The sequence below is a fragment of the Thermoflexus hugenholtzii JAD2 genome (assembly GCF_900187885.1).
GTDB classification, from domain to species: Bacteria; Chloroflexota; Anaerolineae; order Thermoflexales; family Thermoflexaceae; genus Thermoflexus; species Thermoflexus hugenholtzii.
The window spans coordinates 21,547-39,922 of record NZ_FYEK01000041.1; the positions used below are offsets into that span (position 1 = coordinate 21,547).

Consider the following 18,376-nt stretch of genomic DNA (forward strand, 5'->3'; position numbering starts at 1 on the left):
ATCCGAAGCTCGTCTCCACAAAGAGGATTCCTGTCACATTTGACAACCGCTCAGGCGCGCCGTCAGGGCTTTGAGCAGAAGGGTGCCGTAACTGCCGGGCGGCAGCTCGAAGCGCAGGATCGCCTCGCCGGCCTCCGGCGCTTCATGCCGGAGCTCCAGGAAGACAGGGCGACACCAGATGGGGCGCTGGGTTGGCGGAGGCGCCTCCTCCAGCAACGGCCCCCGTCGGAAATCCGCCAGGGAAAGCCCTTCCTCCCCCAGCACCCGGGCCACGGCCTCCGCCCACGGTGGGGCATAGCGGGCCCGCCGGTGCGGGAGCGCCAAAAGGCCTTGCGCCTCGGGAGGAGCACGGTCTGGAAGAGGGAATCCCTCTCCGCGAATGGAAATCCAACAGCAGGCCTCCGGGCCCAGCCTCTGGCCGACCGCCCGGTTCCAAAGCCATGCGCGATACGCATCCACCCACAGGAGCCGCAGCCGCAGAGGGATCCGCCGCACCGCCCCGCGCAGGTCCGTCGGATGATCTTTCAGGAACGTGAGCAGGCTTCGCTGCATAGAAGGGCGCGGGGCGTGGGCGAACAACGCCGCCCAATCCCCCCAGCGCGCCCGGGCCTCCGCTTTGAAGGCCCGCACCGCGGGCGGATCCCCCACCATCGGAACCGCGAGCACCATCCGGAGGACCTCCTCGGCCTGGCCTCGGAGCAGCGCCCGTCCGACGAACCCCATCTCCGGGCTCCAGGAGCCAAACCGCTGGTCATCGAAGTAATTGGGGAAGCCCTCCGCGGCCAGGTCCGCGGCCGCCCGGGGCAGCCCCTCGAGCTCCTCCCGGGTCAGCGCCCGCAACCGGACCCAGAAGCGGTTCCCTCGAAGGTCCTGCGGTCGGGGAGGACGGGACGCATAGCCGATGCGCACCGCTTCAAAGCCGGGGCCCCGGATCCGCTCCGGCCCCTGACCCCGGATCGCGGCGATCTGAACGGCGATCGCCCATCGGTCCTTGAGGGCAGGGAAGATCACCGCGCGCTGCGGCACCCCGAGCCGTGCCGCCAGCTCCGCCTGAACCTCCAGGGTGGTCCGTCCCCACTTGCGAACCCGGTAGAGGGTGTAGGGGCCGCCCGGCTCGATCGGCAGCGCCACCCGCTCCTCCACCCGGAAATCCTCCGGCCGGATCTTCCAACGCATCCCGCCTCCATAGGGAAAGGATCAAGCGGTGCGCAGCACCCAGGCCGTGAGGGCAAGGGCGAGGATCCAGAGGAGCCGGCGGAGGGGAGAGGACCACGCCCCTTGTCGCTCCTCCAGAAGCAGGCCGACCAGAGCCAGGCCATAGGCACCGGGCGCGTGTCCGAGGGCGACGGCCCATGCCACCCAGAAGGCCCACGCGCCCCATCGCGTGAGAGGGGTCCTCAGATCCGTGGCCAGCAGGCCGATGGGGAGCCCCACCAGCCACGCGGAGAGCGTGGAATGGCCCCCGGCCATCCCCAGCCACCAGGGGAAAGTCCCCCGCACCAACCCCTCGAAGCCTCCTTGGAAGCGGGGGAGACGTCGGGCCAGGGCCAGCGCGGCACCCGTGCCGAGGGTCAACCAGCCTCCCGGCCATCCGGTGAGCAGGAGCCCGAGCCCCCCCGTGACCAAGGCGGTGAGCAGGGCCGCTGGGAGCTCGGGCGTCTTCTGGGCGCACCCGGCGAGCCCCCGGGCCAGCCGGGCCATCTCCCGGATCACGACTTCGGCCGGGCTCCCCGGCTGCATATAGGGCAGAGAGATCGAAAGCGATTCCGGAGGGCGACGCGGCAGGCGCTCCCAGGGAGCGGCGAGGAACAGCCAGCGCAGCGCCTGCCAGCTCCCTTCGGCGAGCAGCCAGGCCCCCAGGATCCAGGGGAGCGGGGCGGTCCCTCCGCTCCCGATCCAGGCCGCGGCCAGCACCGGCGTCATCTCCCACTCCCCGAACCGGAGCCACATGGGGAAGCCCGGCCGGATCGCGCGCATCGGCCCCTCAGGGGGAGGATCTGAGGCCCTCATGGTCCTCCAGGGGAGCGCAGCGGATCTGCAGCGCCCGCAGGACAGCCTGCATTCGCTCGAAGTGCGTGCCCGGCCAGTAGATCCGGTCGCAACTGGGACAGCGGTGGAAGCGCTCGTGCTGCTGCCAGACGAAGGCCGGGACATAGGCGGCCACCGCCTCCCGGGGCACGGGGACCAGCCGCGCGTTGCAGACCGGGCAGCGGGAGAAGGGCGCATCCAGGGGATCCCCGAAGCGCTGGCGGATGGCCTGAATCTGGGCCAGCAGGTCATCGTGATCGATCAGGAAGGCCGAGGGGCCTCCCCGACGGGCCAGGGCGTGATCCCGGGTGAGCAGGATCCGATCCTCCGCCTGGGCGATGCGCAGCAGCGCGTCGTCGTCCAGAGCGGGGTCATAATGGGTGTCATACCCCAGGATCCGCAGCCAGCGGGCCAGGCGGCCGAGCATCGTGTCGGCCACGAAGCGGGCGGAACCACTGTTTCCGTGGGCATGCATCGCGTCCCCCTTGCCGGGTCAGCGAAGGCGCCCGGAATCCTATTGGCCGCCTCCGGTTTCCGGCGCGGCCGTGAGCTCCTCCAGCTCCGCCTCATCCAGGCGGCGCTCCCGAGGTCGGAGATGGGGGAAGAGGATGACCTCACGGATGGAGCGGCGATCGGTGAAAAGCATGGTCAGGCGATCGATCCCCAGCCCCAACCCACCGTTCGGCGGCATCCCATAGCGCATGGCATCCAGGTAATCCTCATCCAGGGGATGGGCCTCCTCGTCCCCGGCCTCCCGGGCCCGCCCCTGCTCCAGGAACCGCTGTTCCTGGTCCAGGGGATCGTTCAGCTCCGTGAAGGCGTTGCAGATCTCCATCCCTCCGATGAACCCCTCGAACCGCTCCACCGTCTCCGGGTCGTCCGGGCGGGCCTTGGCCAGGGGCGAGATGTCCCGCGGGTAATCGTAGACGAAGGTGGGCTGGATGAGGTTGGGCTCGACGAACTTCGAGATCAGGTCGTCGATCAGCTTGCCCCGGCTGGCCCGGGGATCCACCTCGATGCCCCGGGCGGCCATGGCCTCCGCCAGGGATTCGCGGGTGGGATGCTGCGCGATGTCGATCCCGGCGAACTCCAGCAGGGCGTCCCGCAGGGGGATGCGGCGCCATGGCGGGGAGAGATCAATCTCATGGCCCTGATAGGTCAGGGTGCGACGGCCCAGGACCTGATCGGCGGCGAAGGCGATCATCTCCTCAGCCAGCCGCATCATGTCCCGGTAATCGGCGTAGGCCATATAGCACTCCATCTGGGTGAACTCAGGGTTATGTTTGAAGGAAATCCCCTCGTTGCGAAAATCGCGGCCGATCTCATAAACCCGCTCGAACATCCCCACCAGCAGGCGCTTGAGATACAGCTCGAAGCTGATGCGCAGATAGAGCTGCTGCTTCAGCTCATTGTGATAAGTTACGAAAGGCCGCGCCGAGGCCCCGCCGTAGATCGGCTGTAACACCGGGGTCTCTACCTCCAGGAACCCCCGCTGGTCCAGGAACGTCCGGATGGCCCGGATCAGCGCCGCCCGGGTCCGGAAGATCTCCCGGACCTCCGGGTTCATCATTAGGTCCAGGTAACGCCGCCGGTAACGGGTCTCCACATCCTTGAGGCCGTGCCAGCGGGAAGGCGGAGGATAGACGGCCTTGGCCAGCATCCGGAAGTCCCGGACCCGCAGGGAGATCTCTCCGGTCCGGGTGCGCATCATCGTCCCCTCCGCCTCGATGAAGTCGCCCAGGTCGAACATCTCCTGGAAGAAACGATAACGCTCCTCTCCCAGGTCATCGTAGCGGAGGAACAGCTGGAGGCGCCCCGCCCCATCCTGGATGTCGGCGAAGGTGATCTTCCCCATAACCCGCATGGCAGTGAGGCGGCCAGCCACCACCACCGCCACCGCATCCTCCTGCCCCCCTGCGGCCAGGAAGGCCTGGATGGCCTGGGCACTGGTATGGGTGCGCCGGCAGCGGGGCGGATAAGGGTCGATGCCCTGGGCGCGCAACCGAGCGACCTTCTCCAGACGGCGGCGGACGATATCCCGGAAGAGGGCCATGGCGGGCGCCTACTCGATGCGGAGGATGCGGAAGCGAAGAACGCCGTCCGGGGCGTTCACGGTGATCACATCGCCCACGCGGTGGCCCAGGAGCGCCTGCCCCAGCGGGGACTCATTGGAGATCCGCCCCTGGGAGGGATCGGCTTCAGCGGAGCCCACCACCTGATAACGCTCCGGCGTGGATCCCCCTTCCTCCTGGATGGTCACCCAGCTCCCCAGGGTGACGAAGGTTTTGGGTCCAGTGGTCTCCTCGATGATCACCGCGCGCCGGAGCATGGATTCCAGCATCATGATGCGGCCTTCCACAAAGGCTTGCTCGTTCTTAGCCGCCTCATATTCCGCGTTCTCGTCGTAGTTGCCCTCATCCATCGCCAGGTTCAGCCGCCTGGCCACTTCCTGACGACGAACGGTGCGCAGGTACTCCAGCTCTTCCAACAACTTCTGATAGCCTTCACGGGTCAGATAGATGGGCTGCTCGCTCATAGATCCTCTCTGATCTGCGAAATCAATGGGGTGAAAGGGGATCTCCCTCTCCAGAGACAAGAAGAGCGCCGTTCCAGGCGCTCCCGGTTGCTTTCGCTCCAGGCGAGCCCATAGCCATATCCCTTTGGATCCGATAGGAACCATCGTTCCGGGCCCGGCAGTTTCTCGCCAGGCGCTTCCATTATAGCATGGGGCCATGGCTTCTACAAGGCCGCCGATGGGGCATCTACACCGGAGCGAACCGGATATGCCGTTCTGGACCCTCTTTTGGATCCTCGCATGGCCCCTCGGGATGCTGGCCAACGGGCTGGCCGATGCCCTGCCGGCCCGCCGGGTTCTTCCCCATCGGCTGCAGTCCGCCTGGATCGCGTGGATCCGCTTCGGGCGGCGGCCGCGGGCCCGGGAGCTGGCCCTGGAGGCGGGGGTGCCGCTGCTGTGGGCGCTGGCCCTGGGACGCTTCGGCCCTTCCCCCCGGGGGATCCTTTGCGCCCTGTATCTCTGGATCCTGGCCCTCGTGGTCGTCACCGATCTGGAGCATCGGCGGATCTATGACGCGGTGATACTGCCGGCCATCGCCCTGGCGGCCCTGGCGGCCCCGGTCTCCCCCTGGCTGGAGGGGGGCGCCATCGGGGCCTGGGGGATGGGCGTCGGCGCCTTCATCTTCTTTTTCGGGCTGGCGGTCCTCAGTCGGGGCGGGATTGGGGGCGGGGATGCGACGCTGGCGGCCTTCATCGGGCTGATCACTGGCTTCCCTCAGGGTCTGCGGGCGCTGTCATGGGGGGTTCTGCTGGCAGGGGCCTTCAGCCTGGGACTGCTGCTGTCCCGGCGGGGGACACTGAAGACGGCCTTTCCATACGGCCCCTTTCTGGCCCTGGGAGGCGCCCTCGCCCTGTTCGGAAGCTGACCCGGAGAGCGCCATGCGCGATGTCCCTCACCCGGCCATCCACACCCACTGGGTGGGGAAGAGACGATCGAGGCCCACCTCGGCGAAATGACGCACCAGGAGGCTGGGATCCTCCCGGGCGGCCATCAGGGCTGGGAGGCTGCGGGGGGAGGCGATCCGGGCGAGGGCGCGGGCGGCGAGGATGCGGACCTGGGGGTTCGGGTGGCGCAGGCCCTCGATCAGGGGGTCCAGCGCCGCTTCCCCGTAACGGGCCAGGGCCTCCGCGGCCACCCAGGCCACCCAGGGGAGATCCTGGAGCCGAGCGCAGAGGGCCTGCGCGATGCGAGGGGCTTCCGCCTCCCGCGGTCGCGCGCCCAGGGCCCAGGCGGCGGCCGCCCGCACCTCGGGCTCTGGATCCTCAAGGGCCCGCAACAGGGCCTCCTCCCCACGCGCATCCGGGAGCTCCACGCTGAGCCGGCAGGCCCAGGCCCGGGCCTCCGGATCCGGATCGCGGAGCAGATCCTCCACCCACGCCGCCAGGACCTCCGGGTCCTCCCGGAGGGCGGACAGCTGGGCCTCCGCGCCCTGAGGGTCCTCCTGCCATCGCCGGCGCCAGGCGCGAAGGTCCATCGCTGGCTTCCGCCTCAGGCCGCAGGGGGAGGGACCGGGAGAGCGTCGACGGGGGTGTCGCGCCACTTATCGCCTTCCTCGATCAGCATCACCGGGATGCCGTCGCGGATGGGATACTTGCGCCCGCAATCCGGCTCCAGGCACACCAGCCACGCCTCCCGCACCAGCTGCAGCCGCCCGGGGTCAGGCCCCTCCTTCCGGGTCGGGCCGGACACGCAATGCGGGCAACGCAAGATCTCCAGGAGCTCGGGGCTGATCATCGATCTCGCCTCCTTGAAAAAGCATCCCCACCGCCACGGGCTATAATAGCACAGGAGGCCCATTCCGCGCTTGCCTCGGAAGAGAGACCCGGACGGCGCCTTCTTCAGGAGAGGATCGGATGCGGTCATTACCCTGGTCATGGGAGCCCGCGGATACGCAGCGCGAACGACACTTCCGCCGCCGGGAGAAGGTCCTCGGGCAGTTTTTCACTCCGCCGCGGCTGGCGGCGTGGATGGTGGAGACGGCCCTTGGCTGGCTTCCCCACCCGGTCTCCATGCTGGATCCCGCATGCAGCGATGGGGCGTTCCTGGAGCCGGCGGCCCGTCATGGGTTCTCGGAGGCCATCGGCATCGAGGTGGATCCGGAGGTCCTGGCGACGGCGAGGGAGCGGCTCCGGGCTTTCCCTTCGGTTTCCCTGCACGGGGCCAACGCCCTGGAGTGGGTGCACGAGCTGGAGGGTCGCTTTGATCTGGTGGCCACCAACCCGCCGTTCTCCGCGAAGTACGGCCGCGTGCAGGACCCCTGGCTGCTGGGGCGATTTGCGCTGGCGGCCGGGCGGCGAAGCGAAGCCATTGAGGTGCTGTTTTTGGAACTCAGCGTGCGGGCGCTTCGGGAGGGAGGCATCTTAGCCATCGTGTTGCCGGAAGGCCTCTTCGCCAATCTGCCCTACCGACGGGTCCGGGAATGGCTGCTCCGTCACGTTCGCCCGCTGGCCATCATCAGCCTCTCCCGGAGGTTCTTCCCGGCGAAAACCTGCACCCTGTTCGCCCGGAAGGGCGGCCTTCCATCGGCGGTGCGGCTGGCCCATGCGGAGGACGAGGAGGACCTGGACCGCATCTCTGAGGAGATCCGTCAGGGGAAAGGGTTCCATCAGCCCCTCGAAGCGCTGGGGGAGAGCTGGGCGCCGCTGCATCATTTGACGCCTCCCACGCCGTCCGCGGCGTTCCCGCTGCTCCCCCTCGGCGAGCTGCTGCATGAGATGCGGGGAGGGCATGCGGAATACGGTCCCCGACGGGCCTTCTCGGAGTCCGGCATCCCCTTCCTCTCCGCGAAGACCGTGACCCCCTGGGGGATCGACCTCCGCCGGGACGGGCGGAGGATTCGACCGGGAAGCCCGATGGATCACCCCGGGGCGCGGGCCCGAAAAGGGGACGTGCTGTTCGTCCGCGTCGGCGTGGGATGCATCGGCCGGGCCGCCGTGGTGCTGGAGGACGATGAGGAAGGGATCGCGGACGATTACCTCTACATCTACATCCTCCGATTCCGACCGGACCGGATGCGGCCGGAGTTCTTCGCGCTGCTGACGCAAACGCGCTTCTTCCGAGGGGCGCTGCGACGGATCTGGCGGGGGACCGGGACGGTCACAGTGCCGCAGCGCTTGCTGCGGGAGCTTCCGGTCCCGGTCCCTCCGCTCTCCACGCAGGAGCCTTTCGCGGCGGCGTATCGCGACCTTCACCGGCGCGCCCGGGAGGGCGTTGCGGCGATGGAAGAGATCCAACGCATCATCGCGCGCCTGGAAGCATTACTGGAGGAATCTGGCGATGCCCCGCTCATTCATTCCGGTCCGCTGGGATCCAACAGCGAAACGAATCCTCTGAGATCTGCCTCTCACCCAACCCACGGGTCGGGTACGCCTTCGCCGGGAGGGAAGGCCGATCGCCGCTCGTCAGGTTCCTCTGCAAGCTAATGATATGTTCGAGTGGCAAATCGCCTACCGTGATGAGGATGGAAATCCCGTAGAACTTGGAGAGATGTTGAGGATCGCTGTCCGGGAACAACTGCTGGATCCGCACACATTACTTGGACTCGAGCTCAAAACAAATTTTTTGACGAGCAATTCCTGGTAGAAATCGAGGATGCCTTGGAACAGTTCGCCGGCTTTCGAGTTGCGTGGCGGAAACACCCGATGCTCCTCTATGATGTGGAAGATGGGGTAAGAGTCGAGATAGAGATCCGGCATCTGCAACGAGCCGTGGGTTTTCAAGCTATGGTTTTCCTGTTGATCGCCCTGTGACGCTGTGAGCCTCCGAATTTGATCGGACGCCGGGCCAATCCAAAAGAACTCGCCCAATGGGCTCTATCTCCAGACGCAATAATGGCGTTGATTCGCGCGTTCTCTGTGCGTGTCTATCAGGAAGATATGATCCGCTTACTTGAGGGACGATAGGGATGCTAACGAAGGCACCTTCCCTCACCTGGGCGGAAGTGGATCTGGAGGCCATTGCGGCGAACACGCGGGCGGTGAAGCGCTGGGTGGGAGACCGGGTGGAGGTGATCGCGGTGGTGAAGGCCAACGCTTACGGCCACGGCGCCGTCCCGGTCGCCCGGGCCGCCCTCTCCGCCGGCGCCTCCCGCCTGGCCGTCCACCGGATCGCAGAAGGGATCGCCCTGCGCCGGGCCGGCCTCGAGGCCCCCATCCTGGTGATGGCCCCGCTGCTCCCGGAGGAGGCCCCGGAGGCCGTCCGCTGGGGATTGACTCCCACGCTCTCCATGCCGGAGGCCGCTCAGGCCCTCAGCGCGGCCGCTCGCGCCGCCGGGCGCATCCTCCCCGTCCACGTGGAGGTGGACACTGGGATGGGGCGGGCCGGGCTGCTGCCCGCCGAGGTGCTGCCCTTTCTGCGTGCGCTACAGGATATGGATGGCCTTTCGCTCGAGGGTCTCTACACCCACTTCGCCACCGCGGACGAAAGCGATCCCTCGTTCGCCATGCGCCAGCTGCGCCGCTTCGAGGAGGTGATCGGGACCCTGGAGGCGGCCGGGATCCGGATCCCGCTCCGCCACGCTGCCAACAGCGCGGCAACGATGCGCTTCCGCGCCGCGCACTTCGAGGCGGTGCGCCCCGGCCTCGCCCTCTATGGGATGCGCCCCTCCCGGGAGTGGGATCCCCCCTTCCCCTTGCGCCCCGCCCTGACCCTCAAAAGCCGGGTGATCCGGGTATGGACCCTGGCGCCCGGAGAATCGGTGGGCTACGGACGGACGTTCGTCGCGCACCGGGAAGCGCGCATGGCGCTGGTCCCCATCGGCTACGGCGACGGCTACCTACGTGTTCTCTCTAACCGCGGGGCCGTCCTCATCCGGGGGCAACGCGCCCCGATCCGCGGCCGGGTGAGCATGGATCAGATCGTGGTGGAGGTGACCGGGATCCCCGAGGTGCGCGTGGGGGATGAGGTGGTGATCCTCGGGCGACAGGGGAGCGAGGAGATCCGGGCGGAGGATCTGGCGGAATGGGCGGGCACGATCAACTATGAGATCACGACCCTGATCTCCCCTCGCGTCCCTCGCCTGTATCGATCCGGCGAAACCTTGCGGCCGGAGGGCGCGCCCGCGGAGGCCGCCCCCTCGCCGTTCGCCATCCCCTGAAGGCCCAGGCCCCCCATGCGGACGCTTCACCTGCGCTTGCCGGAAGCCGATCGCTCGCATCCGATCCTCATCGACTCCGGCCTCCTGGATCGATGCGGAGAGCTCCTGGTGAGGGCCGGGCTGGGAGGGCCGGTCGCCCTCATCAGCGACGCGATGGTGATGGCGCATCAGGGGGAGCGGGTGCGACGGGCCCTCCGCCAAGCGGGGATCCCCTTCGTGGAGCTCGTCCTGCCGCCGGGGGAGGAGACCAAAACCCTCTCCGCCGCCGCCGATCTCTACCGCCAGCTCGTCCGGGCCGGCCTGGGGCGGGACGGGACGCTCCTCGCCGTAGGCGGCGGCGTGATCCTGGACCTGGCCGGCTTCGTCGCCGCCACGTATATGCGGGGGATCCCTTTCGTCAGCGCGCCCACCACCCTCCTGGCGATGGTGGACGCGGCCATCGGGGGCAAGGTAGGGGTGGATCTCCCGGAGGGGAAGAACCTGGTGGGGGCCTTCTACCCGCCCCGGCTGCTCCTGATCGACCCCACCGCGCTGGACACCCTCCCGACATCGGAGTGGCGCCACGGGATGGCGGAGGTGGTGAAAGCCGCCCTCATCGGGGATCCCGCGCTGTGGGAGCAGCTGCGCGCGGCGCCCGCGCGCTGGGCGCAACCGCCGGAGGGTCGGGAGCGGCTGGAGCTCCTGGAGCGGGCCATCGCCGTGAAGGCGCGGATCGTGGAGCGGGATCCGTGGGAGACGCAGGGGGAGCGCGAGCAGCTGAACCTGGGACATACTTTCGGGCACGCCTTCGAGCGCCTGAGCGGCTACCGCGTGCCCCACGGGGAGGCCGTGGCCGCCGGCATGCGAGCGGCCGCCGTCCTCTCGGCGCGGCTGGGCCTGCTGGAGACGCCGGATCTCCCGCATGAGCTGGAGAAGCTCCTCCAGGGGCTGGGATTGCCGACCCGCTGGCAGGCCTGGCTGTCCGGCTACGGGATCCAGGCGACACCCGAGGAAGTGATCGAGGCGATGGGGACAGACAAGAAGCGCCGAGCGGGGCGCTTGCGCTTCGTGCTCCTTCACCGGCCCGGCCTCGTGCGCACCTATGGGGATGTGCCGCCGGAAGCGGTGCGCCAGGCCCTGATGGAGACCGCGTGAGGTTCGGTTCCCAAGGAAGCGGAAGCGGTGAACTACGAAGCCTTCGCCGAGTTCTACGATCGGTTCTTCGGGGATTTCCTGGACGATCTCGCGTTCTATCAGGGCTACGCCGAGCGGGCCGGATCCCCGTTGCTGGAGGTGGGCTGCGGCACCGGCCGGCTCACCGTGCCCCTGGCCGCCGCCGGCTTCCACCTGACCGGTCTGGAGGCCGCGGGGGCGATGCTGGAGCGGGCCCGGGCGCGGGCGGAGGCCGCCGGCGTGGCCGACCGTATCCGCTGGGTCCAGGGCGACGCGATCCGGGGGATCCCGGATGGCCCTTATCCCATGGCCTTCATCCCCCTCAACACCTTTCTCCATTTCGACTCCCTGGAGGCCCAGCAGGCGGTCCTGCGCCATCTGCACCGCGCCCTGGAGCCGGGAGGGTTCCTGCTCCTGGACTGCCTGAACCCGGATGCGGCGTTCCTGGCCGAGCACGGCCAGGTGGTCCTGCGCGGGTGGCAGGAGGAAGGCTCCTCCCTCCTGCTCTGGTTCGAAGCGCGGCGGGTGGACGCAGCCGCCCAGCGCCTGGAGCTGGTGATCCTGGTGGAGATCCTGAACCCCGATGGGACATGGCGACGCTGGGCCTTCCCCAGCTCGATGCGTTTCGTGTGGCCCGGGGAGCTGCGGCTTCTGCTGGAAGGATGCGGCTTCACGGTGGAGGCGATGTTCGGGAACTACGACCTGAGCCCCTATCGCGAGGACAGCCCCCAGATGCTGGTGGTGGCCCGACGACGCTGAGCGGAGCCCGCTCGCAGGCGGCTCTTCAGTTTCCCATCATTGAGAGCCCGTGGGATCCGTGTTACACTTCCTCTGAAACTTCCGAAAGCCAGGCAGGTCGCCGCCGTTCGATGGAGGATGCGCTGAACCGCCACCATCCGCCCCCGTCGCCCACCCCGGCGATGCGGGCTTATCTGGCCGAGATCTACCGGCTCGGCGAGGGGGAGCCCGTGCGGGCCACCCAGCTGGCCCGCCGGCTGGACGTCACCCTCACCGCGGCCGTCCGCATGCTCAACCGCCTGGAGTCCCACGGCTGGATCCAGCGGACCCGCCACGGGATCCGGTTGACGGAGACGGGGGAACGGGAGGCGCTGCGAAGCATCCGACGGCATCGCATCCTGGAGGCCTTCCTGAACCGGGTGCTGGGGATCGGATGGGAGGAAGTGCACGCCCTGGCGGATCGCCTGGACCCGGCGGTGGACGAGGCGCTGTGCGAGCGGATGTATGAGGTAGCCGGCCGCCCGTCCCACTGCCCCCACGGGGATCCCATCCCCACGCCGGAGGGATGGATCCCGCCGCTGGGGGACGTTCCCCTAAGCGAGATCCCTATCGGCGCCCGGGGGCGCATCACGCGGGTCAAAACCGAAGATGCCGAACAGCTGCGCTATCTGGGCTCCCTCGGGCTGGTCCCCGGCGTCCCCTTCGAGCTGGTCGCCCGGGCGCCCTTCAACGGCCCCCTGCGGCTCCGGCTCCCGCAGCATGATGTGATCATCGGGCCTGAGCTGGCCCAGCACCTGCGGGTGATCCTGGAGCCGGAGCCCTCCGGGGCCTCCTCCTGAATTCCCCCTCGGAGGTGACCATGATCCCACCTCGCCGGCTCCTCATTGAGGATCGGGGGCTTCCCCTCCATCTCACCCTCTACGAGGCGGAGCCGGGGGCGCCGACCCTGATCTTCGTCCACGGGATGACCGCCCACGTCGGTTTCTACACGGAGATGATCCCGGGCCGCGATTACCTGCGCGCCCTCGCGGAGGCCGGCTTCCACATCATCGGCCTGGATCTCCAGGGCCACGGCCGGAGCGGAGGGCGACGCGGGGATTTCACCTACGCGGACGCCATCCGCAATATCCGTCGTGCGGTGGACTTCGCGCTCACGCATTATGGTGGGCCGGTGGGGATCACCGGCTCGAGCATGGGCGGCATCCTGGCCTTCTACGCCGCCCTGGAGGAGCCCCGCATCCGTGCCGCGGTGTGCCACAACGTGCTGGACCTGCGGGACATCCGCCCCGCCCTCTACCTGCGCCGCCATTTCGTCCTGGTGCCCCTGGCCCGGGCGGCGCGGCCGCTGCGGGGGATCCTGGGTGGGCTGCCGGTGCCGGTGCGCGCGTTCCTGGAGCCCTCCCACGTCTTCGAGCGGCCGGAGAACCTCCGGCGCTGGCAGGCGGACCCCCTCTGCGTGTGGGCTTACCGGCTGCGGACGTGGCTTTCGGTTTTCCTGGATCCTTCGGACAAGCCGCCCATCGAGGCCATGGCCACGCCGGTCCGCATCCTGGTCGGGGAGCGGGATCGGATCCTTTCCGCCGATCTCCACCGGGATTTCGCCGCGCGGCTGCGATGCCGTAAAGATCTGGTGATCCTGCCGGGAGCAGGCCACATGCTCCCGCTGGAGTATCTCGAGCAAACCGTCCCGCTAGTAGCCGAGTGGTTCCGGGAACACCTGCGTTGAAGGACAACCCTTCGATGGAGATCCGGGTGGCGGTCAAAGGAGGAGGCGATCTGGGGACGGGGGCCATCCTGCGGCTCCACCGAGCTGGCTTCCGGGTCTGGGTCACGGAGCTTCCGCAACCCCTGGCCATCCGCCGGGCGGTGGCGGTGGCCAGCGCGGTCTATGAGGGCGCCATTTCCATCGAGGGCCACACCGCCCGGCGCGTGGAGGACCCTGAGATGTTCCCCCTCCTCTGGGCCCGGGGGGAGATCCCGGTCCTGGTGGATCCGCTGGGGGACAGCATCCGGCAACTCCGGCCGGAGGTGGTCGTGGACGCGATCATGGCCAAGCGCAACACCGGCACCGCCATCACCGACGCGCCGGTGGTGGTGGCCCTGGGGCCGGGCTTCATCGCCGGGGTGGATTGCCATGCTGTGGTCGAGACGGCCCGTGGCCACGACCTGGGACGGGTCTACTACCAGGGGAGCGCCCTCCCCGACACCGGGATCCCCGGCCCCATCGGCGGCCATGATGTCCTGCGGGTCCTGCGAGCCCCCCGGGCCGGGCGCTTCCGGGCGATCCGTCGCATCGGAGACCGCGTGGAGGCGGGGGAGATCGTGGCCTATGTGGAGGAAGAACCCGTCCGGACGGCCATCGCCGGGGTGCTGCGGGGGATCCTGGCCGACGGCCTGGAGGTGGTCCCTGGGATGAAAGTGGGGGACGTCGACCCCCGGGCGGAGGTTCGGCATTGCTTCACCGTATCCGACAAGGCATGGGCGGTCGGGGGTGGTGTGCTGGAGGCGGTGCTCTGCCTTCTGCGGGCGCGGGGCATGTTGCCGTGGGCGTGAGCGATCCTCGTATCCGGAGGCACGCGATGTGGATCCGTGTGGCCGCTCTGGAGGAGATCCCAGTGGGCTCGGCGAAGGTGTTCACGGTGGAGGGCCGGCGGATCGCCCTGACCCGGGTGGGAGATCAAGTGTTCGCGTTCGGGGATGTGTGCACGCATGATGATGGCCCCCTGGCGGAGGGGAAGTTGGAAGGCTATGTCATCCAGTGCCCGCGCCATGGGGCCCGCTTTGACATCCGGACCGGCCGGGTCCTCCGGCTGCCCGCTGTGGTCCCCATCCCGGTCTATGAGGTTCGGGTGGACGCCGAGGGCGTGTGGGTGAACCCGGAGCCGATGCGAGGTCGTTGAGATGAACGGGACGGTGGTGGCCATCCTGCACGCGGATCTTTACACCCCCACCCGGCGCATCCCGGATGGAGCGATCGTGTTCGGAGATGGGCGGATCCTGGCCCTGGGCCCCACGCGGGAGGTGGAGATCCCAACGGGGGCCCGCCGCATCGACGCCGGGGGTCGGCCGGTCACGCCCGGCCTGATCGATCTCCACCTGCACGGCGTGGAGGGCCGGGACATGTTCGGGCCGGAGCTGGCGGAGGCCGCGCGGCGGCTCCCCCGCTACGGCGTCACCGCCTTCGTCCCCACCACCCTGACCCTCCCCGAAGCGGAGGTCCTGGAGCGGCTGCAGGCCATGGCCCGGGTGATCCAGGCCCCGCCGCCCGGGGCCCGCATCCTCGGGATCCACATCGAGGGCCCGCACCTTTCGCCGAAGCGCCCGGGGATGGCCAACCCGGCCTGGTTTCGGCCGCTGACCCCGGAGGCGGTGGCCCGCTATCAGGAGGCGGCCGGCGGGCACATCCTCCTCTGGACCTTCGCGCCGGAGGAGGGGGAGGCGATGGCCGCCATCCCAACTCTAAAGGCTTATGGGATCATCCCGGTGATCGGGCACAGCGACGCCACCTACGAGCAGGCGATGGAGGCCATCCGCCGGGGCGTCCGGCAGGTGACCCATTTCTTCAACGCCATGCGGCCCTTCCACCATCGGGAGCCGGGCCTGTTTGCGGCCGCCCTCCTGGAGCCCGGGGTGATCGCCCAGGTGATCGCCGACGGGCACCACGTGCATCCAGCGGCCCTCCGGCTGCTGTTTCGGGTCAAGGGGGCCGCAGAGGTGGCCCTGATCAGCGACGCCGCCCCCTTGGCCGGCCTGCCGCCGGGGCGTTACACCTGGCTGGGCTACGAGGTGATCGTGGCCGATGGGCGTTGTCAGACCCCGGAGGGCGCCCTGGCGGGCTCGGTCGCCCTGATGAACGAGGGCCTGCGGGTGCTGATCGAAGAGGCCGGCATTGATCCCCTCGACGCGGTGCGCAGCGCCACTCTCACCCCCGCCCGTGCCCTGGGGCTGCGGGGGCTGGGCCAGCTCCGCCGCGGCGCCTTCGCCGACCTGGTCCTGTGGGAGTGCTGGGGAAGGCCCGGGGCCGTCTGGATCCACGGGGAGCAGGTGGTGTAAGATGGGCGTCGGCTCCATCCCCGGACGAGATCCTCAAGCGGGGAGAGGACCGTGACCGCTCGTGCGGCGATCCACGACCTGGACCTGGATCGCTGGGAGGAATACGAGGACATCCTCACGGACAGCCTGTGGCTGCTGGGGCCCCGGGCGAACCATGGCATGCACACCCCGGAATACTGGGGGAATTTCGTCCCGCAGATCCCCTATCAGGCCATGCGCCGCTTCACCCGGCGGGGGGATCTGGTCCTGGATCCCTTCATGGGCCTGGGCACCACTCTCATCGAGGCCAAGCGCCTGGGCCGCCACGCCATCGGGGTGGAGCTGGTCCCCGGAGTAGCCAAACGGGCCCGCCAGCTGGTCCGCCGTGAGAGCAACCCTTACGGGGTCCAGACCGAGATCCTGATGGGGGACAGCGCGGATCCCGCCACGGCGGAGCGGGTGCGGGAGGTGATGGCGCGCTGGGGGTTCTCGGGGGCTCAACTTCTGATCCTGCATCCGCCCTACCACGACATCATCCGGTTCAGCGAGGACCCGCGGGATCTCTCCAACGCCCCCACGGAGGAGGCGTTCTACGCGGCCTTCGAGCGGGTGGTGGCGAACTTCGCCCCCCTGCTGGAGCCGGGTCGCTTCCTGGTGCTGGTGATCGGGGACAAATACGCCCGGGGGGAGTGGATCCCCCTGGGCTTCCGGACGATGGAGCGCGTGCTGCGCCATGGGTTCCGCCTCAAAAGCATCTGCGTCAAAGACATCCAGGAAAACCGGGGCAAGCGAGGCCAGCATCACCTGTGGCGATATCGCGCCCTGAAGGGGCGCTTCTATATCTTCAAGCACGAATACGTCATGTTCTTCGAACGACGAGGAAGGTAAGGGGGAACGATGAGCCGAGGCCCGGCGTTCCTGTTCGATCTGGATGGCACGCTGGTGGACAGCGTGTATCAGCACGTGCTGGCGTGGCGGGAGGCTCTGGAGGCGGTGGGGATCTCCCTCTCCGTCTGGCGGATCCACCGCCGCATCGGCATGAGCGGGGGGCTGCTGTTGCGGGCCCTGCTGCGGGAGACCGGGCGGGAGGTAACGTCGGAGGAGGTCCAGCGGATCCAGCAGCAACACGCGGAGGCCTTCGCCCGGCTGCTCCCCCAGGTGCGCCCGCTCCCGGGGGCCCGGGAGCTCCTCGAAGCCCTCACCCGGGCCGGCATCCCCTGGGCCATCGCCACCAGCGGCCGCCGCGACGTGGCCCGCCCCCTTCTGGAGCTATTGGGAGTCGATGAGGGGATCCCGGTGATCACCCGGGAAGATGTGCCATACGCCAAGCCGGACCCCGATCTCTTCCTCGCGGCGGCGGCCCGCCTGGGGATCCCCATCGCCGAATGCATTGTCGTGGGCGACAGCGTCTGGGATCTGCTGGCCGCGCGACGGGCAGGCGCCCTAAGCGTGGGCCTGCTGTCGGGCGGCTACGGCCGGGAGGAATTAGAGCGGGCCGGCGCTTATCGCGTGTATGAGGATCCGGCGGATCTGCTGCGCCACCTGGACGAGGTGGGCGTTCGCTGAGCCGGGCGATGCGGATCGGCATCGACGTCCAGGCCACACGGGGGCAGAGGACCGGCATCGGCGTTTACGCGGACCAGCTGCTCCGGGCACTCCTCCGGGTGGCCCCCCATCACGAATACGTGCCTTTGTCATGGGAACGGGAAGGGGAGCTGCGCACCGACCAGCGGCTGCGCTGGCAGCAGTGGCTGTTGCCCCGGCGGGCCCGCGCCGCCGGCGTGGATCTGCTGCACGTGCCGGGGTTCGACGCCCCGCGCTGGCGGCCCTGCCCGGTGGTCCTGACCGTCCATGACCTCATCGGCCTGCTGTTCCCGGAGCAGCTCCCGCCCATCTCCCGCCTCTACTGGGCCGGGTGGCTGCCCCGCAGCCTGCGCTGGGCCGACCACCTGATCGCCGACTCTTCGCACACCGCCCGGGATCTGGAACGCCGGCTGGGGATCCCCCCGGAACGGATCACCGTGATCCCCCTGGGGGTGGATGAGCGCTTCCATCCCGAGATCCCCCCGGAGGCCCGGGAGGCGGCCCGACGGAAATACGGCCTGGCCTTCCCGGTGATCCTCTACGTGGGGACTCTCGGGCCGCGCAAGGGGCTGGACACCCTGGTAGCGGCCTTCGGGCGGATCGCCGGTCGCATCCCCCATCATCTGGTCCTGGCCGGAAAGCCCGGCTGGTGGGTCGATCGGCTGCTTCGGGAGATCCGGGCCCTGGGGCTGACGGAGCGCGTGCATCTTTTGGGATATGTCCCGGAGGAGGACCTGCCCGCCCTCTACCGCCTGGCGGACGTGTTCGTGTATCCCTCGCGGTATGAGGGTTTCGGGCTGCCTCCGCTGGAGGCGATGGCATGCGGGACGCCCGTAGTGTGCGCGGACGCGGCCAGCCTGCCCGAGGTCGTGGGGGACGCCGCCCTGCGGGTCCCGCCGGGGGATCCCGAGGCCTGGGCGGCGGCCCTCCTCCGGGTCCTGGAGGACGAATCCCTGCGCCGGCGCCTGCAGGCGGAGGGGCCGACGCAGGCCCGACGGTTCACCTGGGAGGAGACCGCCCGGCGCACCGTCCGCGTCTACGAACAGGTGGCCGGCCGTTGATAGAAGACTGCGCTCCGCTTCTTACAGGAAGCGCACCGCCCCGATGTAGGACAGGTGGCGGTAGTGCTCCGCCCAGTCGATCCCGTAACCCACGACGAAAAGATCCGGGAT

20 protein-coding genes and 1 pseudogene are annotated in these 18,376 nt (G+C 69.0%); 13 read left to right on the plus strand and 8 right to left on the minus strand.

Translation table 11 applies throughout. From position 1 onward, the window contains the following. Positions 1-33: 33 nt before the first annotated feature. The 5 genes from truD to greA are packed head-to-tail and all read right to left on the minus strand — an operon-like array spanning position 34 to position 4,564. Entirely contained in the window at positions 34-1,176 is a 1,143-nt protein-coding gene (gene truD / locus CFB18_RS10285; protein WP_088571720.1) for a tRNA pseudouridine(13) synthase TruD, read from the minus strand. Positions 1,177-1,197: 21 nt separating this feature from the next. Continuing rightward, on the minus strand, positions 1,198-1,977 hold the full coding sequence (locus CFB18_RS10290; protein ID WP_088571721.1) for a hypothetical protein: 780 nt from the start codon (positions 1,975-1,977) through the stop codon (positions 1,198-1,200). Positions 1,978-1,984: 7 nt separating this feature from the next. Continuing rightward, a complete protein-coding gene (locus CFB18_RS10295; protein WP_088571722.1) occupies positions 1,985-2,503 on the minus strand; it encodes a Mut7-C RNAse domain-containing protein in 519 nt (172 codons plus the stop codon). Between the two features lie 39 nt (positions 2,504-2,542). Then, positions 2,543-4,081 (minus strand): lysine--tRNA ligase, encoded by a 1,539-nt coding sequence (lysS, locus tag CFB18_RS10300; protein WP_088571723.1) that lies wholly within the window; start codon positions 4,079-4,081, stop codon positions 2,543-2,545. Between the two features lie 9 nt (positions 4,082-4,090). Next, positions 4,091-4,564, minus strand: coding sequence for a transcription elongation factor GreA (gene greA, locus CFB18_RS10305; protein WP_088571724.1), 474 nt, complete (start codon positions 4,562-4,564; stop codon positions 4,091-4,093). Positions 4,565-4,811: 247 nt separating this feature from the next. Here greA and CFB18_RS10310 point away from each other — a divergent pair, with 247 nt between their 5' ends. Then, positions 4,812-5,468, plus strand: coding sequence for a prepilin peptidase (locus CFB18_RS10310; protein WP_159461698.1), 657 nt, complete (start codon positions 4,812-4,814; stop codon positions 5,466-5,468). 27 nt (positions 5,469-5,495) lie between these two features. Here CFB18_RS10310 and CFB18_RS10315 read toward each other — a convergent pair whose 3' ends face one another. Then, the gene (locus tag CFB18_RS10315; protein WP_088571726.1) at positions 5,496-6,077 is read right to left on the minus strand and encodes a HEAT repeat domain-containing protein; all 582 of its coding nucleotides are present in this window, start codon (positions 6,075-6,077) and stop codon (positions 5,496-5,498) included. A gap of 14 nt (positions 6,078-6,091) precedes the next feature. After that, the gene (locus CFB18_RS10320) at positions 6,092-6,337 is read right to left on the minus strand and encodes a Trm112 family protein (protein WP_088571727.1); all 246 of its coding nucleotides are present in this window, start codon (positions 6,335-6,337) and stop codon (positions 6,092-6,094) included. A gap of 119 nt (positions 6,338-6,456) precedes the next feature. On the opposite strand from CFB18_RS10320, the gene CFB18_RS10325 reads away from it, so the two are divergent. The 12 genes from CFB18_RS10325 to CFB18_RS10385 all read left to right on the plus strand — a co-directional run bounded on the left by CFB18_RS10325 (position 6,457) and on the right by CFB18_RS10385 (position 18,265). Beyond that, positions 6,457-8,025 carry an N-6 DNA methylase gene (locus CFB18_RS10325; protein WP_088571728.1) on the plus strand — a complete coding sequence of 523 codons (1,569 nt, stop codon included), beginning with the start codon at positions 6,457-6,459 and terminating at the stop codon, positions 8,023-8,025. A gap of 482 nt (positions 8,026-8,507) precedes the next feature. Beyond that, positions 8,508-9,698, plus strand: a complete 1,191-nt coding sequence (gene alr / locus CFB18_RS10330) for an alanine racemase (protein ID WP_088571729.1) — start codon at positions 8,508-8,510, stop codon at positions 9,696-9,698. A gap of 15 nt (positions 9,699-9,713) precedes the next feature. Further along, positions 9,714-10,832: a 3-dehydroquinate synthase gene (gene aroB / locus CFB18_RS10335; protein ID WP_088571730.1), complete on the plus strand. Its 1,119-nt coding sequence runs from the start codon at positions 9,714-9,716 to the stop codon at positions 10,830-10,832. 27 nt (positions 10,833-10,859) lie between these two features. After that, positions 10,860-11,609: a class I SAM-dependent methyltransferase gene (locus CFB18_RS10340; RefSeq protein WP_088571731.1), complete on the plus strand. Its 750-nt coding sequence runs from the start codon at positions 10,860-10,862 to the stop codon at positions 11,607-11,609. 110 nt (positions 11,610-11,719) lie between these two features. After that, positions 11,720-12,427 carry a metal-dependent transcriptional regulator gene (locus CFB18_RS15045; RefSeq protein ID WP_159461699.1) on the plus strand — a complete coding sequence of 236 codons (708 nt, stop codon included), beginning with the start codon at positions 11,720-11,722 and terminating at the stop codon, positions 12,425-12,427. A 20-nt stretch (positions 12,428-12,447) separates the two neighbouring features. Continuing rightward, a complete protein-coding gene (locus CFB18_RS10355; protein ID WP_088571732.1) occupies positions 12,448-13,314 on the plus strand; it encodes an alpha/beta hydrolase in 867 nt (288 codons plus the stop codon). Between the two features lie 14 nt (positions 13,315-13,328). Further along, a complete protein-coding gene (yqeB, locus tag CFB18_RS10360) occupies positions 13,329-14,141 on the plus strand; it encodes a selenium-dependent molybdenum cofactor biosynthesis protein YqeB (RefSeq protein WP_088571733.1) in 813 nt (270 codons plus the stop codon). 26 nt (positions 14,142-14,167) lie between these two features. Further along, the gene (locus CFB18_RS10365; RefSeq protein WP_088571734.1) at positions 14,168-14,488 is read left to right on the plus strand and encodes a Rieske (2Fe-2S) protein; all 321 of its coding nucleotides are present in this window, start codon (positions 14,168-14,170) and stop codon (positions 14,486-14,488) included. Position 14,489: 1 nt separating this feature from the next. After that, positions 14,490-15,641: an N-acetylglucosamine-6-phosphate deacetylase gene (gene nagA / locus CFB18_RS10370; RefSeq protein WP_088571735.1), complete on the plus strand. Its 1,152-nt coding sequence runs from the start codon at positions 14,490-14,492 to the stop codon at positions 15,639-15,641. A gap of 51 nt (positions 15,642-15,692) precedes the next feature. Next, positions 15,693-16,508 (plus strand): DNA methyltransferase, encoded by an 816-nt coding sequence (locus CFB18_RS16395; protein ID WP_320410129.1) that lies wholly within the window; start codon positions 15,693-15,695, stop codon positions 16,506-16,508. A 9-nt stretch (positions 16,509-16,517) separates the two neighbouring features. Continuing rightward, positions 16,518-17,186, plus strand: a complete 669-nt coding sequence (locus CFB18_RS10380; RefSeq protein ID WP_088571736.1) for an HAD family hydrolase — start codon at positions 16,518-16,520, stop codon at positions 17,184-17,186. Between the two features lie 8 nt (positions 17,187-17,194). After that, entirely contained in the window at positions 17,195-18,265 is a 1,071-nt protein-coding gene (locus CFB18_RS10385; RefSeq protein WP_088571737.1) for a glycosyltransferase family 4 protein, read from the plus strand. 21 nt (positions 18,266-18,286) lie between these two features. Here CFB18_RS10385 and CFB18_RS16570 read toward each other — a convergent pair. Beyond that, positions 18,287-18,376: pseudogene (locus CFB18_RS16570) on the minus strand (hypoxanthine phosphoribosyltransferase); the annotation flags it as partial.

Coding starts and splice junctions, on each gene's coding strand:
- truD (WP_088571720.1), bottom strand. CDS start 1,176: ATGCGTTGGAAGATCCGGCCGGAGGATTTCCGGGTGGAGGAGCGGGTG.
- CFB18_RS10290 (WP_088571721.1), bottom strand. CDS start 1,977: ATGCGCGCGATCCGGCCGGGCTTCCCCATGTGGCTCCGGTTCGGGGAG.
- CFB18_RS10295 (WP_088571722.1), bottom strand. CDS start 2,503: ATGCATGCCCACGGAAACAGTGGTTCCGCCCGCTTCGTGGCCGACACG.
- lysS (WP_088571723.1), bottom strand. CDS start 4,081: ATGGCCCTCTTCCGGGATATCGTCCGCCGCCGTCTGGAGAAGGTCGCT.
- greA (WP_088571724.1), bottom strand. CDS start 4,564: ATGAGCGAGCAGCCCATCTATCTGACCCGTGAAGGCTATCAGAAGTTG.
- CFB18_RS10310 (WP_159461698.1), top strand. CDS start 4,812: ATGCCGTTCTGGACCCTCTTTTGGATCCTCGCATGGCCCCTCGGGATG.
- CFB18_RS10315 (WP_088571726.1), bottom strand. CDS start 6,077: ATGGACCTTCGCGCCTGGCGCCGGCGATGGCAGGAGGACCCTCAGGGC.
- CFB18_RS10320 (WP_088571727.1), bottom strand. CDS start 6,337: ATGATCAGCCCCGAGCTCCTGGAGATCTTGCGTTGCCCGCATTGCGTG.
- CFB18_RS10325 (WP_088571728.1), top strand. CDS start 6,457: ATGCGGTCATTACCCTGGTCATGGGAGCCCGCGGATACGCAGCGCGAA.
- alr (WP_088571729.1), top strand. CDS start 8,508: ATGCTAACGAAGGCACCTTCCCTCACCTGGGCGGAAGTGGATCTGGAG.
- aroB (WP_088571730.1), top strand. CDS start 9,714: ATGCGGACGCTTCACCTGCGCTTGCCGGAAGCCGATCGCTCGCATCCG.
- CFB18_RS15045 (WP_159461699.1), top strand. CDS start 11,720: ATGGAGGATGCGCTGAACCGCCACCATCCGCCCCCGTCGCCCACCCCG.
- CFB18_RS10355 (WP_088571732.1), top strand. CDS start 12,448: ATGATCCCACCTCGCCGGCTCCTCATTGAGGATCGGGGGCTTCCCCTC.
- yqeB (WP_088571733.1), top strand. CDS start 13,329: ATGGAGATCCGGGTGGCGGTCAAAGGAGGAGGCGATCTGGGGACGGGG.
- CFB18_RS10365 (WP_088571734.1), top strand. CDS start 14,168: ATGTGGATCCGTGTGGCCGCTCTGGAGGAGATCCCAGTGGGCTCGGCG.
- nagA (WP_088571735.1), top strand. CDS start 14,490: ATGAACGGGACGGTGGTGGCCATCCTGCACGCGGATCTTTACACCCCC.
- CFB18_RS10380 (WP_088571736.1), top strand. CDS start 16,518: ATGAGCCGAGGCCCGGCGTTCCTGTTCGATCTGGATGGCACGCTGGTG.
- CFB18_RS10385 (WP_088571737.1), top strand. CDS start 17,195: ATGCGGATCGGCATCGACGTCCAGGCCACACGGGGGCAGAGGACCGGC.